23 protein-coding genes and 1 other annotated feature are annotated in these 25836 nt (G+C 29.2%); of the genes, 22 read left to right on the top strand and 1 reads right to left on the bottom strand.

The features are described from left to right. The 4 genes from KHW44_RS00360 to KHW44_RS00345 form a co-directional block, all read left to right on the top strand. Positions 1-1833: endonuclease MutS2 (locus tag KHW44_RS00360; protein ID WP_304064542.1), on the top strand; the 1833-nt coding region annotated here is incomplete at its 5' end. Positions 1834-1843: 10 nt separating this feature from the next. Beyond that, positions 1844-3538 carry an arginine--tRNA ligase gene (gene argS / locus KHW44_RS00355; RefSeq protein ID WP_304064539.1) on the top strand — a complete coding sequence of 565 codons (1695 nt, stop codon included), beginning with the start codon at positions 1844-1846 and terminating at the stop codon, positions 3536-3538. Between the two features lie 8 nt (positions 3539-3546). Then, a complete protein-coding gene (locus KHW44_RS00350) occupies positions 3547-4203 on the top strand; it encodes a hypothetical protein (RefSeq protein WP_002836549.1) in 657 nt (218 codons plus the stop codon). After that, positions 4204-5319, top strand: coding sequence for a hypothetical protein (locus KHW44_RS00345; RefSeq protein ID WP_304064535.1), 1116 nt, complete (start codon positions 4204-4206; stop codon positions 5317-5319). Here the strand turns inward: KHW44_RS00345 and KHW44_RS00340 are convergent. Further along, positions 5316-6674: a helix-turn-helix domain-containing protein gene (locus tag KHW44_RS00340; protein WP_304064532.1), complete on the bottom strand. Its 1359-nt coding sequence runs from the start codon at positions 6672-6674 to the stop codon at positions 5316-5318. The genes KHW44_RS00345 and KHW44_RS00340 overlap by 4 nt on opposite strands. 96 nt (positions 6675-6770) lie before the next feature. Between KHW44_RS00340 and murJ the strand changes: the two genes are divergently transcribed. The 18 genes from murJ to xseA form a co-directional block, all read left to right on the top strand. Then, positions 6771-8294: a murein biosynthesis integral membrane protein MurJ gene (gene murJ / locus KHW44_RS00335; RefSeq protein ID WP_304064529.1), complete on the top strand. Its 1524-nt coding sequence runs from the start codon at positions 6771-6773 to the stop codon at positions 8292-8294. A 40-nt stretch (positions 8295-8334) separates the two neighbouring features. Beyond that, positions 8335-8514: a binding site (T-box leader), on the top strand. A 37-nt stretch (positions 8515-8551) separates the two neighbouring features. Next, complete coding sequence (gene aspS / locus KHW44_RS00330; protein WP_304064526.1) at positions 8552-10318, top strand: aspartate--tRNA ligase; 1767 nt, start codon at positions 8552-8554, stop codon at positions 10316-10318. Between the two features lies 1 nt (position 10319). Beyond that, the gene (locus KHW44_RS00325) at positions 10320-11012 is read left to right on the top strand and encodes a ThiF family adenylyltransferase (protein ID WP_002836544.1); all 693 of its coding nucleotides are present in this window, start codon (positions 10320-10322) and stop codon (positions 11010-11012) included. 4 nt (positions 11013-11016) lie between these two features. Beyond that, positions 11017-11445 carry a SoxR reducing system RseC family protein gene (locus tag KHW44_RS00320; protein ID WP_002837908.1) on the top strand — a complete coding sequence of 143 codons (429 nt, stop codon included), beginning with the start codon at positions 11017-11019 and terminating at the stop codon, positions 11443-11445. After that, positions 11438-12676 (top strand): serine hydroxymethyltransferase, encoded by a 1239-nt coding sequence (gene glyA / locus KHW44_RS00315; protein WP_304064522.1) that lies wholly within the window; start codon positions 11438-11440, stop codon positions 12674-12676. Before KHW44_RS00320 ends, glyA begins: the two co-directional genes overlap by 8 nt. A 110-nt stretch (positions 12677-12786) precedes the next feature. After that, positions 12787-14103, top strand: coding sequence for a ribosome biogenesis GTPase Der (gene der, locus KHW44_RS00310; protein WP_304064519.1), 1317 nt, complete (start codon positions 12787-12789; stop codon positions 14101-14103). Next, positions 14103-14699: a glycerol-3-phosphate 1-O-acyltransferase PlsY gene (gene plsY, locus KHW44_RS00305; protein ID WP_002836540.1), complete on the top strand. Its 597-nt coding sequence runs from the start codon at positions 14103-14105 to the stop codon at positions 14697-14699. Before der ends, plsY begins: the two co-directional genes overlap by 1 nt. Positions 14700-14708: 9 nt before the next feature. Beyond that, positions 14709-15890, top strand: a complete 1182-nt coding sequence (locus KHW44_RS00300) for an acetate/propionate family kinase (RefSeq protein WP_002836539.1) — start codon at positions 14709-14711, stop codon at positions 15888-15890. 94 nt (positions 15891-15984) lie between these two features. Beyond that, positions 15985-16173, top strand: a complete 189-nt coding sequence (rpmF, locus tag KHW44_RS00295; RefSeq protein WP_002836538.1) for a 50S ribosomal protein L32 — start codon at positions 15985-15987, stop codon at positions 16171-16173. 95 nt (positions 16174-16268) lie between these two features. Further along, positions 16269-17240: a phosphate acyltransferase PlsX gene (gene plsX / locus KHW44_RS00290; RefSeq protein WP_304064512.1), complete on the top strand. Its 972-nt coding sequence runs from the start codon at positions 16269-16271 to the stop codon at positions 17238-17240. Then, entirely contained in the window at positions 17233-17469 is a 237-nt protein-coding gene (locus KHW44_RS00285) for an acyl carrier protein (protein ID WP_002836535.1), read from the top strand. The genes plsX and KHW44_RS00285 overlap by 8 nt, the downstream gene beginning before the upstream one ends. A gap of 2 nt (positions 17470-17471) precedes the next feature. Beyond that, on the top strand, positions 17472-18188 hold the full coding sequence (gene rnc, locus KHW44_RS00280) for a ribonuclease III (protein ID WP_002836533.1): 717 nt from the start codon (positions 17472-17474) through the stop codon (positions 18186-18188). Continuing rightward, complete coding sequence (locus KHW44_RS00275; protein WP_304064507.1) at positions 18181-19245, top strand: elongator complex protein 3; 1065 nt, start codon at positions 18181-18183, stop codon at positions 19243-19245. The genes rnc and KHW44_RS00275 overlap by 8 nt, the downstream gene beginning before the upstream one ends. Positions 19246-19247: 2 nt before the next feature. Next, complete coding sequence (smc, locus tag KHW44_RS00270) at positions 19248-22751, top strand: chromosome segregation protein SMC (protein ID WP_304064504.1); 3504 nt, start codon at positions 19248-19250, stop codon at positions 22749-22751. Next, a complete protein-coding gene (ftsY, locus tag KHW44_RS00265; RefSeq protein WP_304064501.1) occupies positions 22745-23881 on the top strand; it encodes a signal recognition particle-docking protein FtsY in 1137 nt (378 codons plus the stop codon). The genes smc and ftsY overlap by 7 nt, the downstream gene beginning before the upstream one ends. Positions 23882-23931: 50 nt before the next feature. Next, positions 23932-24264, top strand: coding sequence for an Asp23/Gls24 family envelope stress response protein (locus KHW44_RS00260; RefSeq protein WP_002836527.1), 333 nt, complete (start codon positions 23932-23934; stop codon positions 24262-24264). 40 nt (positions 24265-24304) lie between these two features. Next, entirely contained in the window at positions 24305-24718 is a 414-nt protein-coding gene (gene nusB, locus KHW44_RS00255; RefSeq protein ID WP_002836525.1) for a transcription antitermination factor NusB, read from the top strand. Beyond that, positions 24705-25836, top strand: a 1132-nt coding sequence (gene xseA / locus KHW44_RS00250; RefSeq protein ID WP_304064496.1) for an exodeoxyribonuclease VII large subunit, incomplete at its 3' end; no start/stop codon positions are given. The genes nusB and xseA, both read left to right, overlap by 14 nt.

Here is a 25836-nt window from a genome sequence, read left to right as displayed (position 1 = left end):
AGTATTTTATCTTCTAATGATCAAGCATTACAAGAAAACATCGTAACTATGAGAGATGATAGATATGTAATTCCTGTAAAAGTTTCACATAAATCATCTTTTAAAGGAATCGTACACGATCATTCTTCTTCTGGTCAAACAGTCTACATCGAACCGATGGAGGTTGTGGAATTAAACAACGAATTGAGAATGCTAGAAGCAGAAGAAAGAGAAGAAATAATAAGAATTTTGAAAGAAATTTCTGATAGAGTTTATGATGCTAAGGATTCTATTTTTGTGGATCAGGATGTTTTATCAAGATTAGATTTCATATTCGCTAAAGCAAAATATGCGATAGAAATTGATGCGACAAATCCCAAACTAAACACCAATGGATATTTTAATTTCAAAAATGCAAGACATCCTTTATTGGACAAGAAGAAAGTTGTTCCAATAAGTATTTATATTGGTGATGATTACAATACATTGGTAATTACCGGTCCTAACACAGGAGGAAAAACTGTAACACTTAAAACAGTAGGTCTGATAACTTTAATGGCACAATCTGGAATTTTAATTCCTGTAGATGAAAATTCGGAAGTGGCAATTTTCGACAATATCTTCACAGATATTGGTGATGAACAAAGTATAGAACAATCTTTGTCTACTTTTTCAGCTCATATGAAAAACATTGTACACATTGTAAATAACATTACATTTAATTCTCTTGTGTTATTCGATGAACTTGGTGCAGGAACAGATCCAACAGAAGGAGCGGCATTGGCAATTGCAATTTTGCGAATTTTCTTAGACAAATCTATAAGAACAATTGCTACAACTCACTATTCTCAACTTAAAATATTTGCATTGACAGAAAAATACGTTAAAAACGGTTCAGTAGAATTTGATGTAAATACTTTATCACCAACTTATAAATTGAGAATTGGGATTCCTGGTAAATCAAACGCTTTTGAAATTTCTAGAAGACTTGGTCTTGATGATGTTATAATTAATAATGCAAAGGAAATTTTATCTCAAGAAGACAAAGATTTTGAAGATGTTTTATCTGACATTGAATCTGAAAAGAAACAAATTGACGAAGATAAAAAAAGACAATTAGAACTTAAAGAAGATTTATTAAAGCTTCGTGACAGATACGAAAAAGAACTTGAAAAGACAAAACTCGAAAAAGAAAGAATTATTAATGAAGCAGAAGAAAACGCAAATGAAATTTATATGAAAGCTAAGGAAGAATCGCGTGAGCTTATTAATAAATTAAAATTCTTAGAGAAAGAATCTGATGCTAGAACTGTAGCTAATGATGTTGAAAGTAAATTTAACAAAAGAATTAAAAAGAGCCCTAGCAAAAAACTTTTGAACGAAACATCTAAGAAACAAAATCTACAATTAGGAGATGAGGTAGAAATCTTAGGAATTGACCAACAAGGTACTATTGTTTCTGAACCTGATAAAAAAGGTGATTTATTGGTTCAAGTGGGTATCTTAAAGATAAATGCCAATGTTAAGAACTTGAAGAAAATTAAAGAACAAGAAGTAATTCAATCATCAAAGAGCATTAAAAGTATCATAAAAAATAAAGCTAATTCTGATATAAAAAGCGAAATTGATTTGCGTGGTAAGAATATCGAAGAAGCAATATACGAACTTGACAAATACATTGATGACTGTGTAATTGTTGGTTTGAAAAAAGTGAATATAATTCACGGAAAAGGAACTGGTATGCTCAGAAAAGGTATCAGAGAATACCTAAGAAGTGATAAAAGAATCAAAAAGATTGAAGATGCAGGTTATAATGAAGGCGGTCTTGGAGCTACTTTCATTTATTTAAAATAAGGGGATTAAAATGATAAATTTTAAAGAAGAAGTAAAACAAATTATACTAGGATTTGACACTGGTCTAACTGAAAAAGAAATATCAGATTTAATCGAAATTCCACCAAACAGTGATATGGGAGATTATGCGTTTCCAGTGTTTAAATTAGCAAAAACTTTTAGAAAAGCACCTAATTTAATCGCAGAAGAATTAGCTAAAAAAGAATTTAGCAATGAAAATATCAAAAAAATTACAAATGTAGGTCCTTACGTAAACTTTTTTGTAGATAATTCGAAATTAGTAGAAAGTGTTCTAACAGAAGCTGTTAAAGATGATTTTGGAAGTGGTCATATAGGCGTTGGAAAAAATGTTGTGTTTGATTTTTCTTCTACAAATATAGCAAAGCCATTTCATATTGGACATTTACGCTCCACTGTAATAGGAAATGCGATAAGAAACATAATGAAATATCAAGGGTTTAATACAACAGGTGTTAATTACATTGGTGATTATGGAACTCAATTTGGTATGATGATTTCAGCTTATTTAAAATGGGGAGACGAAGATAAAATAAATGCTGATCCAATAAAAGAACTTTTAAATCTTTACGTAAAATACAATAAAATTGCAAAAGAAGATGAATCTTATATGGATGAGGCACGTGATTGGTTCGATAAATTAGAGAAAAAAGATCCTACAGCTGTAAAATTATGGTCATGGTTTAGAGAAATTTCTTTAAAAGAATTCCAAAGAGTCTATGATTTACTAGGAGTTGAATTTGATAATTTTAATGGCGAATCATTCCACTCACAATTTATTGGAGATGCATTAGAAGTTATAGATAAGAAAAACTTACTCGAGGAATCCGATGGTGCAATGATAATCAATTTGAACGATGAAAACTTGCCACCTGTTTTAATAAAAAAATCAAATGGGTCTTCAACTTACCTAACAAGAGATATAGCGACAGCAATGTATCGTAAAAGAACTTACGATTTTTATAAAAATGTGTATGTTGTTGCTAGTCAACAAAAACTTCATTTTGAACAATTAAGAGCCGTTTTGAAAAAAATGGGATTTGATTGGTGGGATGATTGCGAACATGTTTCTTTTGGTATGGTTAGTATGAAAGATGGATCTATGAAAACAAGAGAAGGTAAAGTTATTTTCTTGGAAGATGTTTTGAACAGAGCTATTGACAAGACAAAATCAATCATAGAAGAAAGAAATCCTAATCTTGAAAATAAAGAAGAAGTGGCAAAACAAGTTGGTGTTGGAGCTGTAATATTCCAAGACTTATTCAACAACAGAATAAAGGATTATACTTTTGATTGGGATCAAGTTTTGAATTTTGACGGTGAAACTGGACCATATACACAGTATACATTTGCAAGAAGCTGTTCTATATTAGACAAGGGAGAATTTGAATTAAAAGAAAATAGTAAATTTGATTTGTTAGTTGATGAAACAGAAATTGACATTGTAAAACACTTATCTAAGTTTGAAGAAGTTTTATTAAATGCAACTGAAAAATATGAACCTTCTTTCTTGACACGTTATACGGTAGAATTAGCGAAACTATTCAATAAATTCTATGCAAATTGTCCAATCAACACTGTAGAAGATGAACTAAAATATCAAAGATTGTATTTGACATATTGTGTGAACAAATGCTTAAAGTTATCTTTGAGCTTATTAGGAATCGAAGCACCAGTTAGAATGTAGGGAGAATAATGGACTCATTTATAGAAATAATCAAAAATTCTTTTACAAGAACCGCACATACAATTAAATATTTTCCACTGATTTTTGCATCAATGATTGTAATGAAATTATCGTTAAATATGTCGAATAATATTTTGTTTAGATTATCTGTATCTAAAGAAATATCGAATGTGGTAATAGCAGTTTTGGTTACATTTCTATTGAGTATTCTTTTAAATATGCTTAGTATTTCGGTTCATACACGAGACAACTATCAAATTGAACCGATTACTATTCCTAAATTAATGTTAAAGGTTGCATTTAATGGAGGGATTTTATTATTGTTGTATTTTTTATTAAAAAAATACGAAGGAGCAGTAATTGCTCTGTTATTAATTTTTAATCCATTAGTTGAGACACTTTATATGATTGACGAAGAATTTTATAAGTCAATTTGGACATCATTAAAATTTAATTTCAAAAATTTCTTAACATGGAACATACCTAATGTTATGATTTTTGCAATTTTGTATAATTTGATAATGAAGAATTACACATTTGAAGACTTTATAATGTCGAATGAAGTCGTGTCGATTTTGAAATTTGGATTACTTTTGATGTTTATTTCGTTATTCATGTTATATAGGGCTAATTTATACAGAATTTTAGAAACGGGGGAGAAATAAATGATTAATAAGATTGACGAATATTTCAGTAAATTTATGAATCAATTGGTTTATGTGAATTTATTAGAATCAAATGATTACATTGACAAAGATATTCCACTACCTGTTTTAGAAAAAGATTTACTAGATGGAGTCAAGAACAATGATTTCGGCAAAAATTTTGATTTGGAATTAATAATTAAAGGCATGATTTATAACATAGCTTACGATAGAACATTCAAATATTGTGTAAACTACACAGATATTATGTACAATATTTTCCCTGATATTGAAAAATCGATAATATCTATGGGAGTTGAAAAAATTTCAGATCCAAAACAAGCTGTTATTTATTTTAGAACAAATGATATATTAAAATCGGATATTGCAGATAATGCGTATTATTATGCGTACTGTTTGAGATTAATGGCGTTAGAAGATGAGTTTAATTCTAGTATTTTTATTGAAGAAGCTTTCAGAGTTTTAAATGAAAATGTTGCGAATTTTCCTGATTTCTTCTTAAATTATGTAGAACTTGCAAACTTAGAATTACTAAATCATAATTATATAAAAGCTTATGATTACTTAAAAAATACACACAAGATGGCAACTTGTCCTAACGATTACGATGAAAAAAGAGTATTAATTGTCATCAATGAAGTTGAACGTTTAATGGAGGATATAAAGCCTCTTAGAGATTTGGACTTTGCGACTACTTTAATTAATTCAAAACCACAAAAAGCTCTTGAAATTTTCCAAGAACTTGAAAAGACTTCTAGAATTGTTTATTTAATGGGTAAATGTTACTTGAATTTGAATGATTTGAATAAAGCTATAGAATATTTTGAAAAAGCAGAGAATATGGGATTTGATCATGTTGATTTGTATAATGATATGTCTGTGGCTTACTTCAACGATTATGATTTTGAAAAATCAATTCAAGTTTTAAATCGTGGACTCAAAATTCATAAAGACAATGAAATTTTATTGTACAATAAAGCTGTTATTGAACTAAACTCAAATAGAGTTGCAAAAGCACAGGATACATTATCAACTTTGGTTTCTTATGATGATGTTCACGAAGATATTTTTAATATGGCAATGCAATTATTGCAAAAAATAGAAGAAGACAATTAAATGTCTTCTTCTGTTATTTTTAGAGTGTTGTCTAATCTGTCAATTATTTCCAAAGCGCTTATTATGTTTTTTCTTGCTTTGTAACAATCCAAATTAATATCTACTAATTCATTAATTTTATTTATTCTATAAACAATGGAGTTTCTGTGAACATTCAGTCTTTGAGATGCTTTAATTAATGAACGTTCTTCTACAAGGTAAAAGTATAATGTTCTAAGAAGGTCTGTCCCGTTATTTATATCGTCATATTTTAGTTTGTAGATAAATTCCGGAACTAATATTTCTATTTCAGAATCCAAGCATACCAAATCATAGATGATTTTACAGCAATTATCGTTTATGTTTTCAGTTAATTCTATATTGTTTTCTAAAATTCTTCTAGATAAATCATAAGCTTTTTTCAAATTGAATAGGTTGTTTTTTAGTGATAATTTAATGCTTTTTAAGTCGTATTTTTCAGTAAAAAAGTTTAGGTTTGTCTTTACTGATGAAACATCTTTAATTTTATTATTAGTCAATAACACAAGGTATCCTTCTTGTAATACAGAATACATATACATTGGATAATCCAAAACAAATCTGTTACCATGTGAGAACATGTCTTGGTATTTAAATAAACCACCTTCAATTTTAATTACATTAATATCGTAATTGTCATCTGTTTTCCAGCCTATATTTGCAATATTTTCTTCGTCTTTTTCTGTAATATTTCCAGAAATCAAATTCTTAATAGTACTGTATATGTCTTCTTTTGAATTTATCAGGCCATTTACATTGTTATAAATGTATGTTGAAATTATCTTGGAAATTTTTCTGAATTCAAATTCATACTCGTCCTCAATAGTTTCAAAAGCAAGATATCCGTATAATTTACTCAAACTTTTCTTTTTTATTTCCAAAGGATAAATCTTTTTGATAGTTGAGAAATCAAATGTATTTAGCAACAACTTTTTGTTTGAATTCAACAGGCACACATTTACATCGAAATAATCTTTTATGATTAAAAGTAAATTATTTACGGCCTCACGGTTTGAAATTGTATTGTAAATTCTATTATAGAACTCTGCATTTTCGCGCAAAAGCGCATTCGCAATTTCGTAAACTTTAAAAATATCATCTTCTTTTGAATAAATTATATTTGCATTTTCATTTTCTAACATTTCATCTTCTGATTTCAAAAAAAGAATATTAGAGTTTTTCGGACAAATAATATTTTTGTCGTATTCGATTATAGATAGGGTGTTTTTCTGATCGGAAATACAATTTAGCGAAATATTGTCGATATCGTTTATTATTTTTATGTCCGAAGAGTCAACCAATTCATCCATTTTTTTAACCAATAATCTTATATTCATCTTATCACCTTTAATTATCGTTAGACCTGTGTTATTATCTATAGTATAAATAATATCACAACCAACAAATTTTTTAAATATACACAGGAGATACTTATGAAAAAGACTGCCATTATACTGATGATAATTACACTGCTATCAAAAGTATTAGGATTAGTGAGAGAAACTACACTGGCATATTTCTTCCCGACAAATGGGCCAGTTGCTAATGCGTTTTTGGTTTCGCAAATACTTCCGATTACAATAGTAAGTTTATTTTCAGCTGGAATTTCAACTTCTTTCATTCCTATTTACAATAAAATTGTGCACGAAAAGGGAAAGGAAGAAGGCGATATTTTTACATCAAATATCAACAATATAGTTGTTATTATAATATTAGCACTAATAATACTACTTGAAATTTTTACACCTTCTGTAATTAGAATTTTCGCTCCAGGATTTACTGGATACACAAAGGAATTAACTATCAAATTCATGAGATTAACTTTATTGTCAATGATTCCGTCAATTATGTCATGTGTATTCAAAGGATACTTGAATGCGAATAATCATTTTGTAGTTCAAAACCTACAAGGTTTTATAATGAATTTCTTCATTATACTTGCTCTTGTAATTTCCAATAAGTACGATAATAATATGATAGTTGGAATTGGTTTGTTATTGGGAAATGCGCTCCAATATTTGCCTTACATATTTATAACGAAAAGAAAGAATTTTAAATATCATAAGATTTTAGATTTTTCAGATAAAAATGTAAAGATGATTGTTCTTTTATCAATTCCGATAATTTTGGGAGTATCGGTAAATCAAATCAATGTTATGGTAGATAAGTCGATAGCATCTACAGTTTCAGCTAATGGTATTCCAATTCTAAATTATGCATCGAGGCTTATTGAATTTGTAACGGGAATTGTTATAGCAAATATTTCTGTAATTGTGTATCCAGAATTGTCTAGAAATTTTATTGCTAATGATTTGAATAAAATGAAAGATAGCATAATGAAATCAATGTCTATGATTTGTATTTTAGTAATCCCGGCGACAATTGGACTTTTGGTATTATCCTATCCTATTACTAAGATGCTGTTCTTTAGGGGAGCTTTCACAATGAATGATGTTGCTATGACATCAGTTTGTATGTTCTTCTACGCTTTGGGAATAATAGGAACTGCCATCAGAGATATCTTGTCGAAATCATTTTATGCTATGAATGATACAAAAACTCCTACAATTAATTCTGTTATTATGGTTGCTATAAATATCATAGGAAATATTATTTTATCCAGAGTTTTTGGATTGGTAGGATTAGCAGTAGCAACAAGTTTTGCAAATCTAATTGGAGCAATTATGATAATAATGAGATTACACAAAAAAATTGGGGATTTTAGTTCTACAAAATCATCTTTTGTAAATATTTTTAAGATGTTGATTTCATCGTTAATAATGGGAGCATTAGCTTATATTACATTTAAAACTACAAATATGAAATTTTCAAATACATTATCATTAATGATGTCTATAATTGTTGCAGGAATTAGTTATTTAAGTTGTATTTTAATTTTTAAGGTCGATGAACTAAACGAAATTATCGCTTTTTATAAAAACAGAAGAAAAAAATAGATGGTTTGACAATTGAAAGTTTTTTGAATATAATTTTGTTATAAAGACAAAGATAAAAAGAGCGCATTATGATTGATTTTCAGAGAGATAAGGGTTGGTGTGACTTATTATTCATAGTAATTGCAGACATTTTTGAGTCGAATTTTCCGCTTAATAGCGTTATAAATTAAAGTGAGGTTTACCTAATTAGGGTGGTACCGCGATTTAACTCGTCCCTTATCATAAGGACGGGTTTTTTATATTTTAGGAGGTTTTTTATGAATAGTATGGGAAATCTTAGACGTACTCACATGTGTGGGGAGTTGAGATTAAGTGATGTTAACAAAGAAGTCATTCTTATGGGATGGGTTCAAAAAGAAAGAAATTTAGGATCTCTTATCTTTATAGATTTGAGAGACAACACAGGAATAACTCAAATAGCTATAAAGGATGATAACAAAGAGATTTTCGATAAAGCAAAAGATGTTAAAAGCGAATATGTTTTATGTGTAAAAGGTGATGTTAGAGAAAGAGAATCAAAAAACAATAACATTCCTACTGGAGAAATTGAAGTTATAGCTAATGAACTAATTGTTTTAGATACAGCGAATGTCCCACCAATTTACATTAAAGACGACGATAATGCTCAAGAAGCCGTTAGATTGAAATACAGATATTTAGATTTAAGAAAACCTAAATTACAAAATAATTTAAAATTAAGAGCAAAAACTAATAAATTAATTCGTGATTATTTAGATGAAAATGGATTTTATGAAATTGAAACTCCGTTTTTAGGAAAACCAACTCCAGAAGGAGCCAGAGACTATTTGGTAGCAAGTAGAGTAAATGAACACAGTTTCTACGCACTACCACAATCACCACAATTAATGAAGCAACTTCTTATGATTAGTGGAATGGACAGATACTACCAAATCGTAAAATGTTTCAGAGATGAAGATTTGAGAGCGAATAGACAACCGGAATTCACTCAAGTGGATATGGAAATGAGTTTTGTAGATCAAGAAGATGTTATGACATTAAATGAAGGCTTGATTAAAAAACTTTTCAAAGAAATAAGAGGAGTTGATATTCCAACTCCTATTAAGAGAATGACTTATTCAGAAGCTATGGAGAGATATGGATGCGACAAGCCAGATTTGAGATTTGGATTTGAATTGAAAAACATCACCGAATTAGTAAAAGATTCAGAATTTAAAGTATTCTCAAGTTGTAATGAAAAGAACAAGAGCGTTAGATGTATCAATATAGGTAATTATGAAAGTGAATATTCACGTAAAAAAATTGATAAATTAGAAAAATTTGTAAAAGAATACGGTGCTAAAGGTTTAAGTTGGATAAGAGTTCACGATGGAGAAATTCAATCTTCAATTAAAAAATTCTTATCAGATGAAGAAATGAATTCGATATTTGAATCTACAAAAGAAGACGAAAATGCTTTAATATTTATACTAGCAGACAAAAATGATGTTGTATTTAATGGATTAAGTGCATTAAGAAACAAAATCGCTAGAGATATGAATTTGGTTGACAATGATACATTCGAATTTGTTTGGATAGTTGATTTCCCATTATTTGAATTCGACGAAGAAGAAAACAGATTTGTAGCAATGCATCACCCATTTACAATGCCAAAAGAAGAAGACATTCAATATTTGTTAACTGACAAGGAAAAAGTAAGAGCTAAAGCTTACGATATTGTATGTAATGGAGATGAAATCGGTGGAGGTTCTATAAGAATTAACAATTCTGATTTACAAAAGAAAATGTTCGAAGCATTAGAATTAACTGAAGAAATGATTGAAAACAAATTTGGTTTCTTTGTAGAAGCTTTTAACTATGGAACACCTCCACATGGTGGATTAGCGTATGGTATGGATCGACTTATGATGTTATTAGTTGGAACTGATAATATCAAAGATGTTATAGCATTCCCTAAAACACAATCTGCTACAGATTTATTAACTGGTGCTCCATCAAATGTTGACGAGAAACAACTTAAAGAAATTCACATCAAATTAGATTAGTATGGATAAAAGATTTGAAAGAACAAAACTTCTAATAGGTGAAAATGACCTAGAAAATATCATCAACTCCAAAGTAGCTGTTATTGGCTGTGGTGGAGTTGGAGGTTTTGTAATAGAAGCTTTGGCTAGATGTGGAGTAGGAACATTAGCAATAGTAGATTATGATACTATCGATATAACAAACATCAATCGCCAAATTATAGCTTTGGAAGATACTGTTGGAAATTATAAGGTAGATGAATTTGAAAAAAGAATTCACAGAATTAATCCGAATTGCAAAGTTATTAAATTTAGGGAAAAGTTTGATAATTCTACTGTTGATTTATTTAATCTTAAAGATTATAATTATGTTATAGACGCTATTGATTTAATATCAGCGAAGCTAGATTTGGCTGAGTATTGTTATAAAAACGATATTAAGTTGATAAGTTCTATGGGTGCGGGATCGAAACTAAATCCTTTTCTTTTTAGAATTACGGATATTAAAAAGACCCACACTTGTCCAATGGCTAAAGTAATGAGAAAAGAGTTAAAAAGAAGAAACGTTGACAAACTTACATGCATTTGGTCTGATGAACAAAGGTCAGGAGAAGTTCTATCTTCAAATGGAAGAAATGCTCCGGCGAGTATAAGCTTTGTACCTTCATGTGTTGGGCTTATGATTGCATCGTATGTTATTAAAGAATTGAGGTAATTTTTTGGCAAAAGAAGGAATGGTTATAAAAACTGAATCCACTAAAGCATCTGTTCTAATTACTAGAAAAGGAGCTTGTGGTGGTGAAGGTTGTAGCAAATGTTCAGGTTGTGAACATCAAACACAAGTTATAGAATGTGCAAACTATATAAGTGCAAAGGTAGGAGATAGAGTCCAAATTTCGGGTGATGATTCTTCTATGCTTAAATACACAGCATTGTTGTATTTAGTACCTTTAACATTTTTCCTAATTGCTCTTATATCTTCCTATTCTATTTTGGAAAATAAAATAGGAAATTTTGAATTAGCATCTTTTGGTATAGGGCTTGTAGGATTATTAATTGGCTATATAATTGTAAAATTTATAGATAAAAAATTTGTTGATAAGGACTTAGTTCATATCACGAAAATAATTGGAGGTTTGTATGAATAATTGTAGACAAAATTTAGAAAACTTTGACCCAGAGGTATTTGGACATCTAAATGATGAAATCAAAAGACAAGAAGAACATATCGAATTGATAGCTTCAGAAAACTTTGTTTCAAAAGCAGTACTTGAAACTATGGGAACTGAATTAACTAACAAGTATGCTGAAGGATATCCTGGAAAAAGATATTATGGCGGTTGCGAACACATTGATAAAATAGAACAACTAGCAATAGATAGATTAAAAGAATTATTTAATGCAGATCATGCTAACGTTCAACCTCACTGTGGTGCAAATGCAAATGTTGCTGTTTATATTGCAGTTTTAAAACCTGGCGACACAGTATTAGGCATGAGATTAACAGAAGGTGGACACTTAACTCACGGATCACCAGTAAATATGTCTGGTAAATTCTATAATTTCGTAGATTATGGTGTAGATCCTGAAACTGAAACAATTGATTATGAAAACGTTCGTGAATTAGCTTTAAAACACAAACCTAAATTAATCGTAGCTGGTGCTTCTGCATATCCAAGAGTTATAGATTTCAAAAAATTCAGAGAAATTGCAGATGAAGTTGGCGCATATTTAATGGTAGATATGGCTCACATTGCTGGGTTAGTAGCTACTGGAGATCACCCAAGTCCAGTTCCTTATGCAGATTTTGTAACTACAACTACACATAAAACATTAAGAGGACCAAGAGGTGGAGCAATCCTTTGTAAAGAAGAACACAAAAAATTAATAAACAAATCAGTGTTCCCAGGATTCCAAGGTGGTCCATTAGAACACATTATTGCCGCAAAAGCAGTATGCTTCAAAGAAGATTTACAACCAGAATTTAAAGAATACACTCATCAAATTTTGAAGAATGCAAAAGCGATGGAAAAAGTATTCTTGGATAACGATGTAAGATTAGTTTCAGGTGGTACAGATAACCACTTACTATTAATCGATTGCAGAAGCTTCGAAATGACAGGTAAAGAAGCTGAAGCATTATTGAGTGAAGTTAATATTACAACTAACAAGAACACTATTCCGAATGATCCAGAAACACCATTTGTAACTAGTGGTATCAGAATTGGTACACCAGCTATTACAACTAGAGGATTAAAAGAAGCAGAAGCTGCAAAAGTTGCAGAATTTATGTTAGACGCATTAAAGAAACGTAGACCTGCTGAAGAAATCAAAAAAGATGTTGTAGAATTGATGAAACAATTCCCAATCAATAGATAAATTTTAAGCTAATACTAGACAAAAGTTTAGTATTAGCTTTATTTTTTTGATGAAATATTGTATATTTGACACATTTTATGGTATCATTTATAGAGAAATGAGGTGATAACATGGCAAAACCAGTTGTTGCTATTGTAGGAAGAGCTAATGTAGGAAAATCTACATTATTCAATAAATTAATTAAGAAAAGAATCGCCATCACTCAAGATGATCCAGGTGTTACAAGAGATAGATTGTATATGGAAGCTGAGTGGCAAAATAAATATTTTACAGTTGTAGATACAGGTGGTTTGGAACCAAAAAGTAATGAAATCATTACTAAATATATTAAAAAACAAACAGAACTTGCTATTGAGACTGCAGATGTTATTTTGTTTATGGTTGACGGTAAACAAGGCATCACTCCGATTGATATGGAAGTTGCCGATATGCTTAGAAGAACGAAAAAAAGCGTAATTTTAGTTGTAAATAAAATTGATCACATCAAACAACAGGACAATGTATATGATTTTTATAATCTAGGATTTTATGAAATATTTCCAATAAGTGCTTCAAATTCTATGGGGCTTGGAGATTTATTAGAAGCTGTTGTTTCAAAATTTGATGATAATTCAAATACAGAATCTGATGATGATATTACCAAAGTATGTCTAATAGGAAAGCCAAATGTTGGTAAAAGTTCTTTGATTAATAACTTATTAAACGAAGAAAGAATGATAGTTACAGATATTGCAGGAACGACAAGAGATGCCATAGATTCCAAGATTAATTACAAGGGAAATGAGTATATATTTATAGATACAGCAGGTCTAAGAAAAAGAAAAAAGATTGACACAGAAGTTGAGAGATATTCTGTTGTTAGAACTTTATCAGCAATTGATAGGTCTGATATTTGCGTTTTAATGATAGATGCCACTGAAGGTGTTAGCGAACAGGATACGAAAATCTTAGGATATGCTCATGATCAAGGTAAAGCTATGATAATTCTTGTGAATAAATGGGATCTTGTTGAAAAACAAACTAACACTATGAATGATTTCAAAAAAGATATACGTACTAAATTGGGATTTGTTATGTATGTTCCTATTGTGTTCATAAGTGTAAAAGAAAACAAAAGAATAGATACGTTGTTTACTGAAATCGAAAAAGTAGATAATAATTATTCTATGAGAATTAGCACAGGTGTTTTGAATGATGTAATATCAAAAGCTGTTTTATTAAATCCACCACCATCAGATAAAGGTGTTCGTTTAAAAATCTTTTATATTACTCAGATAGAAGCCAGACCACCGAAATTTTTAGTGTTCATAAATAGAAATGATTTGATGCATTTTTCATATCAAAGATATATCGAAAATCAGCTAAGAGAAAACTTTAGCTTTGAAGGTGTTCCTTTGCAATTTGAATTTAAGACTAGGGGAAAATAGTGAATTATTTATATTTAATAGTCCTTGGAATAGTATGTTATTTCATAGGTAATATAAGTGGTTCTATTGTGCTTTCTAAGCTGATTTATAAACAGGATATAAGAAATTATGGTAGCAAAAATGCAGGCGCAACCAATGCTTTAAGAGTTTATGGAGTGAAGCTTGGTTTGGCAACTTTTTTGATTGATTTCTTAAAAGGATTTTTGTGTGCATATTTGGGCTTTAAATTTTTCGGTAGTTTAGGTATACTAATATGTGGGCTTTTATGTGTAATAGGACATATATTACCAGTTATTTATAATTTTAAAGGTGGCAAGGGCATTGCGACATCTTTCGGTGTTTTATTGTTTGCCCAACCTTTACAAGTTTTGTTTTTATTAATATTGTTTTTAATAGTTGTACTTATAACTAAATATGTTTCATTGGGAAGCATAATAGGATGTGTTTCAGCTGTTATTTATGGATTAATTTACATTAGAAAAGACTTTTACATTGGTTTAATTTATATTTTGCTAGGAATAATATCATTATTCAAGCATAGATCCAATATAAATAGATTGATTCATGGAAAAGAAAGTAAATTAGGTAAAAATTAGGAGGAAAAAATGAAAGTATTAGTAATCAATTGTGGTAGTTCTTCATTAAAATATCAATTATTTGATATGACTGATGAAAGTGTATTATGTAAAGGATTAGTAGAAAGAATTGGAATTGAAGGTTCTAAGTTAACTCATAAAGTTAATGGAGAAAAATTAGTAGTCGAAGAACCAATGAAAGATCACACTGAAGCTATTAACCATGTTTTCGATGCTTTATTAGATGAAAAATATGGTGTTATCAAGAGTTTAGACGAAGTATCTGCTATTGGTCACAGAGTGCTACACGGTGGAGATAAATTAACAGAATCTTGCATTATTGACGATAAAGTAAAAGACAAGATCAGAGAATTTATCAAATTTGGTCCGCTTCACAACCCAGCTAACTTAATGGGAATTGAAGCATGTGAAAAATTAGCTCCAGGAAAGAAAAATATCGCTGTATTCGATACTGCTTTCCACCAAACAATGCCAGCTAAAACATTTATGTATGCTATTCCTTACGAATACTATGAAGATTACAGATTAAGAAAATTTGGCTTCCACGGAACAAGCCATAGATATATTACTTTAAGAACTCAACAATTATTAGACAAAGAAGACATCAATATTATTACAGTTCACTTAGGTAATGGTTCATCTATAGCAGCTGTTAAAGACGGAAAATGCTATGATACATCAATGGGACTTACACCATTGGAAGGACTTTTAATGGGAACTAGAAGTGGAGATTTGGATCCAACTGTAATGACATTCTTAATGAATGAAAAAGGATATTCAGCTGATGAAATGAACCAAATCTTAAATAAAAAATCAGGTGTATTAGGAGTTTCTGGAATTAGCTCTGACTTTAGAGATCTTGAAGAAGAAGCTAAAAAAGGAAATGACAGAGCTCAATTAGCACTTGATATGTTTATTGAAAGAGTTAAGAGATATATCGGTGGATATATGGCTGAATTAGGTCATGTTGATGCAATTTGCTTCGCTGGTGGTATTGGAGAAAATTCTTCTTCAATGAGAAAAGATATCTTGGATACTTTTGAAGAACTAGGCGTTAAATTAGACCTTGAAAAGAACAACACTCGTGAAGAAGCTTTAATCTCAGCTGATGATTCAAAAGTTAAAGTTTATGTTGTTCCAACTAATGAAGAATTAATGATTGCTAGAGACACTTTAGACTTAGCAAAATAATAATATTTTTATTGACAACTTAACATTATTATATTATAATTAACTACGTTGTTTGTATAAATTTTAAGGACTGAAGTCCTTAAGGAGGTGTAGCATGGCAGTACCAAAGAGAAAAACTTCTAAAACTAGAAGAGATAAAAGAAGAGCTTCTTCGTATAAATTACCAAGAGTTACTATAACTACATGTCCTAATTGTGGATCTCCAAAATTACCTCACAGAGTATGTAAAGAATGTGGGTATTACGATGGAAAACAAGTTGTAGATAATTCAGAACAAAACTAATGAAAAGAGAGTCGTTTAATTAATATTAAGCGGCTTTTTTATTTGTTTGATGTTATAACATACAATATTGTGATAGAATATACTAGAGGTGAAGTATGAAAATTTTATTAGATACTTTGGGTTCCGATAAAGGAGCATCAGAATTAATAGAAGGAGCTATAATGGCTCTTGAAAGAAAAGATTTTAACTTGACGATAGTAGGAAATGAAGAAGAAAATAGAAATATTGTAAATAAAAGATTTGAAGACAAAATAGATTTTGTAAATGCTACAGAAACCATTGAAAATAATGAATCACCTACGAAAGCTATAAGATCGAAAAAAGATTCTAGTATGAGAAAATGTTTTGATTTATTAAACGAAGATTACGATGGGTTCTTATCGACAGGCTCTACTGGCGCTTTATTGACAGGAGCTACACTTATAACAAAAAGGCTTGATAATGTATCTAGACCTTGTTTAATGGTTACAGTACCTAGCTTAAAGGGTGATGTGGTAGTATTAGATGTTGGAGCTAATGTTGATGTCACTTCTGAGTTATTAGAACAATTTGCGAAAATGGGATATGTTTATTCTAAAAATATTTTAGGAAAAGAGGATTGCAAAGTAGGTCTATTAAATATTGGAGTTGAAGAACATAAGGGAGATTCATTAAGATTAGAAACATACAAAAAATTATCAAAATATCCGTATTTTAAAGGTAATGTTGAAGCAAGAGATGTTTTGAAAGGTGATTTTGATGTTGTGGTAACTGATGGTTTTTCAGGAAATATTCTTCTAAAAACAATAGAAGGTTCTGTTGAGTTTATTAAAACTTTAGCTAAGTCAAAATTATCTAAGCTTGATGAAAAATCTCAACAATCTATTATTCCTATGATTAAATCAATGAGTACAGGTATTGATTTTAACAGTGTTGGATCTGCACCATTTTTAGGCACGAAGAAGCCAGTGTTTAAAGCTCATGGGTCATCTAATAGGGACGCTATTATGTCTGGGATTTTAACACTTATAAAATTCGTTGAAGAAGATGTTACTGATAAATTAAAAAAGGAGTTAGCGAATGAATAAAGAAATTTATGAAAAAGTTGTTGAAGGCTTGAAAAATGAATTTAATAGAGACGATATAGATGAAAAAACAAGATTTGTAGAAGATCTTAAAGCAGATTCAGTACGACTATTGGAAATTGTAATGGATGTAGAAGAAGAATTTGATATTGAACTTGATGACGAAAAGTTATCAGAGTTAAAAAATGTAGAAGATGTAGTTGATGAAATTGAAAGGGCACAAGGGAAATAGTTGTGGACAAAGCTAGAATTGAAAAACTACATGAACTAGAAGAAAAATTAGATTACAGGTTTACAGATATTAATCTGTTAAACCTGGCTTTTTTTCATAGCTCATACGGAAATGAAAATAAATCATATAAAGATATTTCAAACGAAAGATTAGAATTTTTAGGAGATTCAGTCTTGGATCTAATTGTTAGTGATTTCTTGTATAATAGTAAATCTTCGTTAAAGGAAGGTGCTATGACAAAGATTAGAAGTCAAATGGTATGTGAAAAATCTTTCTCAAATATGGCCAAGTATTTAGAATTAGGTAAATATTTAATGATGGGTCATGGTGAATTTATTTCAGGTGGCAGTGAAAAACCTAGTGTACTTGCTGACACTTTCGAAGCAGTTTTTGGTGCAATATATTTGGATTCTGGTTATGAATCGGCTTTTAAAATTGTAGAAAATAAGTTTAAAAGTCTATTCATAGCTGAAATAGAAACAAAGTCTAGTTTTATTGACTATAAGACTATGTTACAGGAAAATAATCAAAAAAATTCAAGAGATAAATTGAAGTACAAGATTGTTAAAGAAGAAGGTCCAGATCACGACAAGAAATTCTATGTAGATGTTTACGAAGGTAACTTAGTTATAGGATCTGGATTTGGTTCTTCAAAAAAACACGCAGAACAAGATGCTGCTAGAAACGCCTTGATTAAATTAAGGGTAATAAATGAGTAAGAAAAATTACATTGTATCATTGTTTATTCCTCATTTAGGTTGTCCAAATGATTGTATTTTCTGTAATCAACGCAAAATCACAAATTATATTGAAGTCGTTAAAAAAGATGAAATAAGAAATGAAATTAGAAATCAACTTGCAAATTTTCCTAATAAAGGTCAAGAAGATATTCAGATAGCTTTTTATGGTGGATCATTTACAGGAATTGAAGAAACTGCTATGATAGACTATTTAAAAATAGCAAATGAATTCATTGAAGACGATAAAGTTAGATCTATTAGACTTTCTACAAGACCTGATTATATTGATGAACACATTTTAAATATTCTTAAGGAATTTAACGTAGAAACTATAGAATTAGGTGTTCAATCAATGGTAGATAGTGTATTAGATGCAAATTTAAGATGTCACGATAGTCAGTGCGTTAGAACATCTTCTGAGTTAATAAAATCTATGGGATTTAGTTTAGGGCTTCAAATGATGACAGGCTTATACAAATCAACGCCAGAGATGGACTTATATACTGCAGATGAATTAATCAAGTTACAACCTGATTTTGTCAGGATATATCCAACTTTGGTTATAAAAAATACTATGCTAGAGACTTATACCAAATTAAATAAATATAGTCCGGAAAATCTGCAAGATTCGGTCGAAAATTGTACCAAAATATATTTGAAATTTATAAATGCTAATATACCAGTTATTAGATTAGGTCTCCTAAATACAGAAAATATAAAACAAGGCGAAGATGTAGTTGCGGGTGCAATTCATCCAAATTACAGACAACTTGTAGAAGATAATTTGTACAGAAAAGTTATAGATTATATCTTGAAAAATGAAAATCTTGAAACACTTGAAATACATGCCAAATCAAATATTTTGAATAATTTTGTCGGCTATAATGGGGAAAACAAAAAATACTTTAAAGAAAAGTATCGATTAAAAACCATAAAATATTCTAATTCAGATAAAAACTTCGTAGTGTTAGATGATATCAATAAAATTGATATTAATTTAGAAAATATTTTTAAAAACATCGAAAAAGAGGTGTAGTTGTGGGATTAAAATCAGTTGAAATGCAAGGTTTTAAGTCTTTTAAAGATAAAATAAAATTGAATTTTGATAATCCCATAACAGCAATTGTTGGGCCAAATGGTAGCGGGAAGTCAAATATCTCAGATGCTATTTTATGGGTTTTAGGTGAACAGTCAGCCAAAAATCTCCGTGGAAATAAAATGCAAGATGTTATTTTTGCTGGAACTCAGAAAGAAAAACCTGTTAACTTTGCACAAGTTTGCATAACTTTTGAAAATGACCTATGGAAAGACATTGATTATCAAGAAATTACAGTAACGAGAAGAGTTTTCCGTACTGGTGAAAGTGAATATTACATCAATAAAAATCAAGTTCGCCTAAAAGATGTAAAGGAATTATTTTTAAATACAGGAATTGGAAAAGAAGGGTATTCTGTAATAGGTCAAGGTAAAATCGACGAAATTCTGTCATCAAAAAGCGAAGATAGAAGGGAATTATTCGAAGAAGCATCTGGAATTTCCAAACAAAAGTACATTAAAGAGCAAAGTGTTAAAAAGCTTGAACAAACTAATGAGAATTTACTAAGAATTGAAGATATATTGATTTCTCAAGTTGATAGATTAAAATATTTAGAAAAAGAAAGTAAAAAGGCTAAACAAGGAATTGTTCTTGAAGAAAAACTAAAGGAAATGGAAATCCAAAAAGCTTTATTGGATATCGAAAAACTTTCTATTACACTAAGAGATGTAATTGAGAAAAAAGAAAATAATGATAAAAGCTTGATTGACGTTAAATCAAAACTTGTAGATTTCGAAAATAAAAGAAATGATTTATTAAAAAACATTAATAAAATAGATATAGATACCGAATTAAAAATCTCTAAATTAGCTGATATTAAGAGTCAAAAAATAAAAAATGAATCAGATATTCAATTGAATGATGAAAGACTTAAAAATAGCAACACAGAATTAGAGAGACTAATAAAAGAGAACGAGAATTATTCATCAGAAATTAAAAATCTAATATCAAAAATTGATCATTTACAGAATACAATAAAAAATTCAGAGAAAAAGCTTGAAGAAATAAATTCAAATTTAGAAAAATTGAATATTGATGATTCTGAAGATGAGCTTAATATAAAAAAACAATTAGGCGATAAAAAGTCTGAAGAATTAAATAAATTACAGTCAATTTATACACAACATATTATAGAAAAATCTTCACGTGATGCGATTGAACAAGAAAGATTGAAGGAAATATCAGAGGTAAAAAAGCAAAAAGAAGAATCTGAATTCAAATTAAATCAATTAGTAGAAGAATTACGAAATTTCGAAGTAATGATAAAGGATTATGACAAAAGTTTGGATAATTTAAATAAAGAAAAAGCAGAATTTTCTAGAATTATAAATGATAAAGAAAAATCTTTACTTGATCTAAGAGACAAATTATCTAACTTAAAGGAAGAATCGATAACTAACAAAAACAAATATATGTTTTTGAAAAATACAATAGATAATCACGAAGGATACAACTTTACAGTTCAAAACTTTTTTAAGAAGTTAAATCCTAGTTTACAAGACAAAGTAATAGGGACACTTGGAGATTTAATCAGTGTAGAGAAACAGTATGAGAAATCTGTAGATGCAATAATGTCATCAGCATTTCAAAATATTATTATTAGAAATGAAAATGATGGTAAGGAATTAATTAGTTTTTTAAAGTCAAACAAGATTGGAAGACTTACTTTTTTGCCATTAAATAAAATAAAACCACGAAATTTTGATTATGTAAAGGATGAATTAGTACTTGGTCATTTAAATGAATTTATAAAATCTGATGAAAAATTTAGGGATATTGTAGATTATTTTGCACAGAAAACCCTTGTCACTCAAAACATGGACGATGCGATTTTAGTAAGTAAGAAATATAAAAGCTTTAGGATAGTTACGTTAGATGGGGATATCATTAATAGTTGGGGTTCAATGGTAGGTGGATATAAAAAACCTTCTAATTACTCAATACTATCGACGAAAAACAGCTTAAATTCTGTTGAAAGTATATATAAAAACTGTGTTAATGAATATAACAGTTTGAAAAAAATATACGAAGAAAACTTCGATACTATTAATAAAAATAAATCCGATTTAGGAATTATAGAAGATAAGCTTATTAGATTAAGAACTGAAAGGGATTCTTGTAATAGCAACATCAAGGACAAGCAGTTTGAGATTAAATATTTGAAATCTAATATTAGTGATTTTGATAATAAGTTGAATTCAAGTACGACACTAAGTGAAGCCAATGATTTACAAGAAACTGATTTAAAAAATCAAATTGTCGAATTAGAAAGTGTTTTAAAAGAATTAAGTGTTGAAATTGACAAATTACAAGAACAATATAATTTGGACAAAATGAATATGATTAGTTTAAAATCCGAATACTCTTCTGTACAAAGGGATTTAAATATATTTAATAATCAGTTAAATGACGCAAAAATTAGGAAAGAATATTTGGAAGATAACTTTAAAGTTAATTCAGTTAAAATTGATGAGATTCATAAAAATATTGCTAAGTACAAAAACCATAAAAATGATATAACATCTAAAACTATTGATTATGATGATATTATTTCTGGGCTAAATAATGAAATTTTAGATATGAAGTCCAATATGAATGAATTTAAATCAGAGTTATCTAAGATTGAGCAATCAATTTATGATTCGAATGCTAGTGTTCAAAAAACAGAAATTAGCAATAATTCATTAATTGAAAAGGCTTTAAATACAACAGAGAAGTTAAATAATATCAAAATAGATATTAATGAGCTTTATGATATTAATATCGATACAATAGAATCTAATCCTGATATTAAAATTAGTCAGAAAGAAATCAATAAAATTACCAATGATTTAAGAAATATTGGATCTTTTTCTGTAGATAGCATTCAAGAATATGAATCAGTTAAAAAAGAATTTGATTTTATGACGAAAAATAAAAATGATTTGATTGAATCCAGGGAAGATATCATGAGCGCTATTAATAAGCTTAATGGAGAAATGAAAGAAGTATTTACCAAAAAATTTGAAGAAATAAACACAAAATTTGTTGCAATTTTTAAACAGCTTTTTAATGGTGGATACGCAAGTCTTAAATTGACCGAAGATGATGTTCTAAGTTCTGGAATTGAAATAACTGCTCAACCACCTGGAAAAAAACTTCAAAGTCTAAACTTGTTGTCCGGTGGAGAAAGATCATTGACAGCGGTAGCGTTGCTTTTTGCGATTTTTGAGACAAGACCATCTTCTTTTTGTATATTAGACGAAATAGATGCTGCTTTAGATGAAATAAATATTAAGAGATACAAGGAATATTTAATTAAATTTAAAGAAAAAACTCAATTCATTATTATTACACATAGAAAAAGTACAATGGAAATAGCTAACATATTATATGGAATAAGTATGGAAAAAGATGGAATATCTAAAATGATTAAATTAGATGTAGATAGGAGAGAGATATGCTAAATAAGTTCTTTGATAAGTTTAAGTCTAAAAAAGACGACGAAGAAGTAAAAAATACAGAAGAAGATTTACAACAAGAAGAATTAGAAAATAGTCAATCCAATGAAAATATAGAAAAAAGCGAAGAAGTCGTAGAAGAAAAAAATGAAGATTCTGGAACTAATAGCGAAAAACATCCAGAAGAATCCGAAGAAATTAACGAAGATAAAGAAGAAAATAAAGAAGGATTTTTTGAAAAATTAAAGAATTCATTACTTAAAACTCGTGACAATATTTCAAATAAGATTGATCAAGTTTTAGCTAATTATAGAACTGTAGATGAAGAATTGTTCGAAGAAATTGAAGAAACTTTGATTTCAGCGGACATTGGCGTTGAAACCACATTAAAAATTGTGGGTCAATTGAGAGATAAAGTAAAGCTGAATAACATTCAAGATCCAAGTAAAATAAAAAATGTTTTGGCTGATATTTTAAAAGAAAATATAATTAACGATAAAATTGATAATAATTTAAATGTAGATGATAAAACTATTATTTTAGTAGTAGGCGTAAACGGTGTTGGAAAAACTACCACAATTGGTAAATTAGCCATGAAATTCAAAAAGGATGGCAAAAAAGTTTTGATGGTTGCAGCCGATACTTTTAGAGCGGCAGCTATAGAGCAGCTAACTGAATGGGCAAATAGAGCTAAGGTTGATATTATCAGTCACAAAGAAGGATCTGATCCAGCAAGTGTTGTTTTTGATGGAGTTAGTGCTATGAAAAGTAGGGATGCAGATATATTAATTTGTGATACAGCAGGAAGGCTTCATAATAAAAAGAATTTAATGAATGAGTTGAATAAAATTAAAAGAGTTATTGAAAAAGAATATCCAGAAGCTAAAAAAGAAATTTTACTCATTGTAGATGGTACTACTGGACAAAACGCAATTATTCAAGCAAAAGAATTTATGAATGCAACTGACTTGACGGGAGCTATAATTACAAAACTAGATGGTACGGCTAAGGGAGGAATGATTTTTCCACTAGAAATGGAATTGGGAATTCCAGTAAAATTCATAGGCATTGGCGAACAAGTTAATGATTTGGTTAAATTTGAACCAGAAAAATTTATAGAAGCAATAATAAATTAAAATTGAATTTTTTTTCATTTTTTGATAAAATTTGTGTGTGGAGGAATAACATGGATAATAAATTTAATAATGGATCTGTAAAGATCTCTAATGACATAATTTCCCTTATTGCAGCAGAAGCTTGCATGGAAGTTGAAGGTGTAAAAGCTATTATGACACCACAATCAGAAAAAGTAAATATACAAAAAGGAGCTCAAAAATCAGTAATCATTGAAATTCTTGACAATGCTGTAAATGTAAGAGCCCATATTGAAGTAGACTCTGATTATAACATCAAGGATGTATGCTATAAGGTGCAAAAGAAAATAAAAGAAAATATCGGCATGATGACTGGGTTAGTTGTCATAAATGTAGATGTTGTTTGTGAGAAAATAAGTATTTAAAGTAACCCTCTTATCAGAGGGTTATTTTCTTGGAGGAAATATGTCAAGAAGACAATCTAGAAAAAGCGCAATGCAATTAATCTATGAAATGAATATGAATGGAGATTATGATAAACAAAGAATTGAAGAATTTTGCAAATATCAGAATATTAATAAAAATGATATAGAATTTTTCAAAGAAATTGTATTAAATTTTATTGAACATATTGATGACATAGTGAATATCATAGAAAATAACACAAAACAATGGAACTTGGACAGAATTAACAAACTTGATTTATCAATTTTACAAGTTGGTGTTTGCGAAATTCTATACGTGGAAAGCACTCCAGATAGTGTTGCTATTAATGAAGCCGTTGAATTAGCGAAAGAATATTCTACAGAAAAATCATACAGTTTTATCAACGGCATATTGGGCTCTGTATTAAAGAGAAAAGAAAATGCAAGTTTATAGTGTTAAAGAGATCTCTGATTATATTCAAAACACTTTGAAGAAGGATCCGATTCTAGCAAACGTGTGGGTTGAAGGTGAGATTTCAAATTTTAATAAAAATATTTCTGGACATGTGTATTTTAGATTAAAAGATGAAAAAGCTTTGATTTCTTGCATGATTTTCAAAACAATGTCTCTGGCAAAAACTATTAACTTAAAAGATGGAGACAAAGTTCAACTAAGAGGGAGCATAACAACATATCAAGGATCAAGCACTTATCAACTTCTTGTAAAAGAATGTAAAAAATCAGGGACTGGAGATCTTTTTCAAAAGTATTTAGAGTTAAAAGAAAAGCTTGAACAAGAGGGTTATTTTTCAGAATCAACAAAAAAATCTATAACCAAATATCCTAAATCTATAGGGGTAATTACTTCTTCTACGGGAGCTGCCGTGAATGATATATGCAGAACAATAAAGAGAAGATATCCTATTTGCGATATTTTAATATATCATTGTGCTGTTCAAGGAGAACAATCGGCAGAATCTATTATAGAGGGCATTAAATACATGGATGAGCAAAATCTTGATACACTTATCGTAGGAAGAGGCGGTGGAAGTTTTGAGGATCTAAATTCATATAATGATGAAAATCTTTTAAAAACTATTTACAATGCAAAGACTCCTATAATTAGTGCAGTTGGACATGAAAATGACTTCATGCTTTCTGATTTTGTAGCGGATTTAAGAGCATCTACTCCAACAGCAGCTGCTGAGATAGCCACTGCTGATTTTGATGAACTAAAGTACTTTTTACAAGAAAGTTACGCTAAAATTAATAGAATTTTGATAAGAAGATTTGAAGATGAAAATCAAGAATTAGAGTATTATGGTAAGCAATTGGAATTTTTAGGACCGAAAAATATTATTAAAGAACATATGGATAATCTTCAATTTTTGAGGGATAACTTAAAAAAAGCTTATAGGAAGAATTTACAAGATAAATACAATGAAGAATTAAATATTTATCATAAATTAAATCTATTGAAGCCAGATAAGTTATTATCTTTAGAAATAGAAAAACTAAATAAAATTCGATTAACAATGATTAAGAATTTGATCTCAAATATTAATTACAAAG

The organism is Finegoldia magna (genome assembly GCF_018371055.1).
Taxonomy (GTDB): Bacteria; Bacillota; Clostridia; order Tissierellales; family Peptoniphilaceae; genus Finegoldia; species Finegoldia magna_I.
Note: the sequence above shows the minus strand (reverse complement) of the source record. Positions and strands in the feature narration are given on the sequence as shown.

Bases quoted from the DNA above. Each gene is read 5' to 3' on its own strand.
- KHW44_RS00285 (WP_002836535.1), top strand. From the start codon at position 17,233: ATGAATAAAGAAATTTATGAAAAAGTTGTTGAAGGCTTGAAAAATGAA.
- KHW44_RS00340 (WP_304064532.1), bottom strand. From the start codon at position 6,674: ATGAATATAAGATTATTGGTTAAAAAAATGGATGAATTGGTTGACTCT.
- KHW44_RS00350 (WP_002836549.1), top strand. From the start codon at position 3,547: ATGGACTCATTTATAGAAATAATCAAAAATTCTTTTACAAGAACCGCA.
- KHW44_RS00300 (WP_002836539.1), top strand. From the start codon at position 14,709: ATGAAAGTATTAGTAATCAATTGTGGTAGTTCTTCATTAAAATATCAA.
- KHW44_RS00325 (WP_002836544.1), top strand. From the start codon at position 10,320: ATGGATAAAAGATTTGAAAGAACAAAACTTCTAATAGGTGAAAATGAC.
- KHW44_RS00345 (WP_304064535.1), top strand. From the start codon at position 4,204: ATGATTAATAAGATTGACGAATATTTCAGTAAATTTATGAATCAATTG.
- plsX (WP_304064512.1), top strand. From the start codon at position 16,269: ATGAAAATTTTATTAGATACTTTGGGTTCCGATAAAGGAGCATCAGAA.
- KHW44_RS00260 (WP_002836527.1), top strand. From the start codon at position 23,932: ATGGATAATAAATTTAATAATGGATCTGTAAAGATCTCTAATGACATA.
- der (WP_304064519.1), top strand. From the start codon at position 12,787: ATGGCAAAACCAGTTGTTGCTATTGTAGGAAGAGCTAATGTAGGAAAA.
- KHW44_RS00275 (WP_304064507.1), top strand. From the start codon at position 18,181: ATGAGTAAGAAAAATTACATTGTATCATTGTTTATTCCTCATTTAGGT.
- glyA (WP_304064522.1), top strand. From the start codon at position 11,438: ATGAATAATTGTAGACAAAATTTAGAAAACTTTGACCCAGAGGTATTT.
- aspS (WP_304064526.1), top strand. From the start codon at position 8,552: ATGAATAGTATGGGAAATCTTAGACGTACTCACATGTGTGGGGAGTTG.
- murJ (WP_304064529.1), top strand. From the start codon at position 6,771: ATGAAAAAGACTGCCATTATACTGATGATAATTACACTGCTATCAAAA.
- nusB (WP_002836525.1), top strand. From the start codon at position 24,305: ATGTCAAGAAGACAATCTAGAAAAAGCGCAATGCAATTAATCTATGAA.
- rpmF (WP_002836538.1), top strand. From the start codon at position 15,985: ATGGCAGTACCAAAGAGAAAAACTTCTAAAACTAGAAGAGATAAAAGA.
- ftsY (WP_304064501.1), top strand. From the start codon at position 22,745: ATGCTAAATAAGTTCTTTGATAAGTTTAAGTCTAAAAAAGACGACGAA.
- argS (WP_304064539.1), top strand. From the start codon at position 1,844: ATGATAAATTTTAAAGAAGAAGTAAAACAAATTATACTAGGATTTGAC.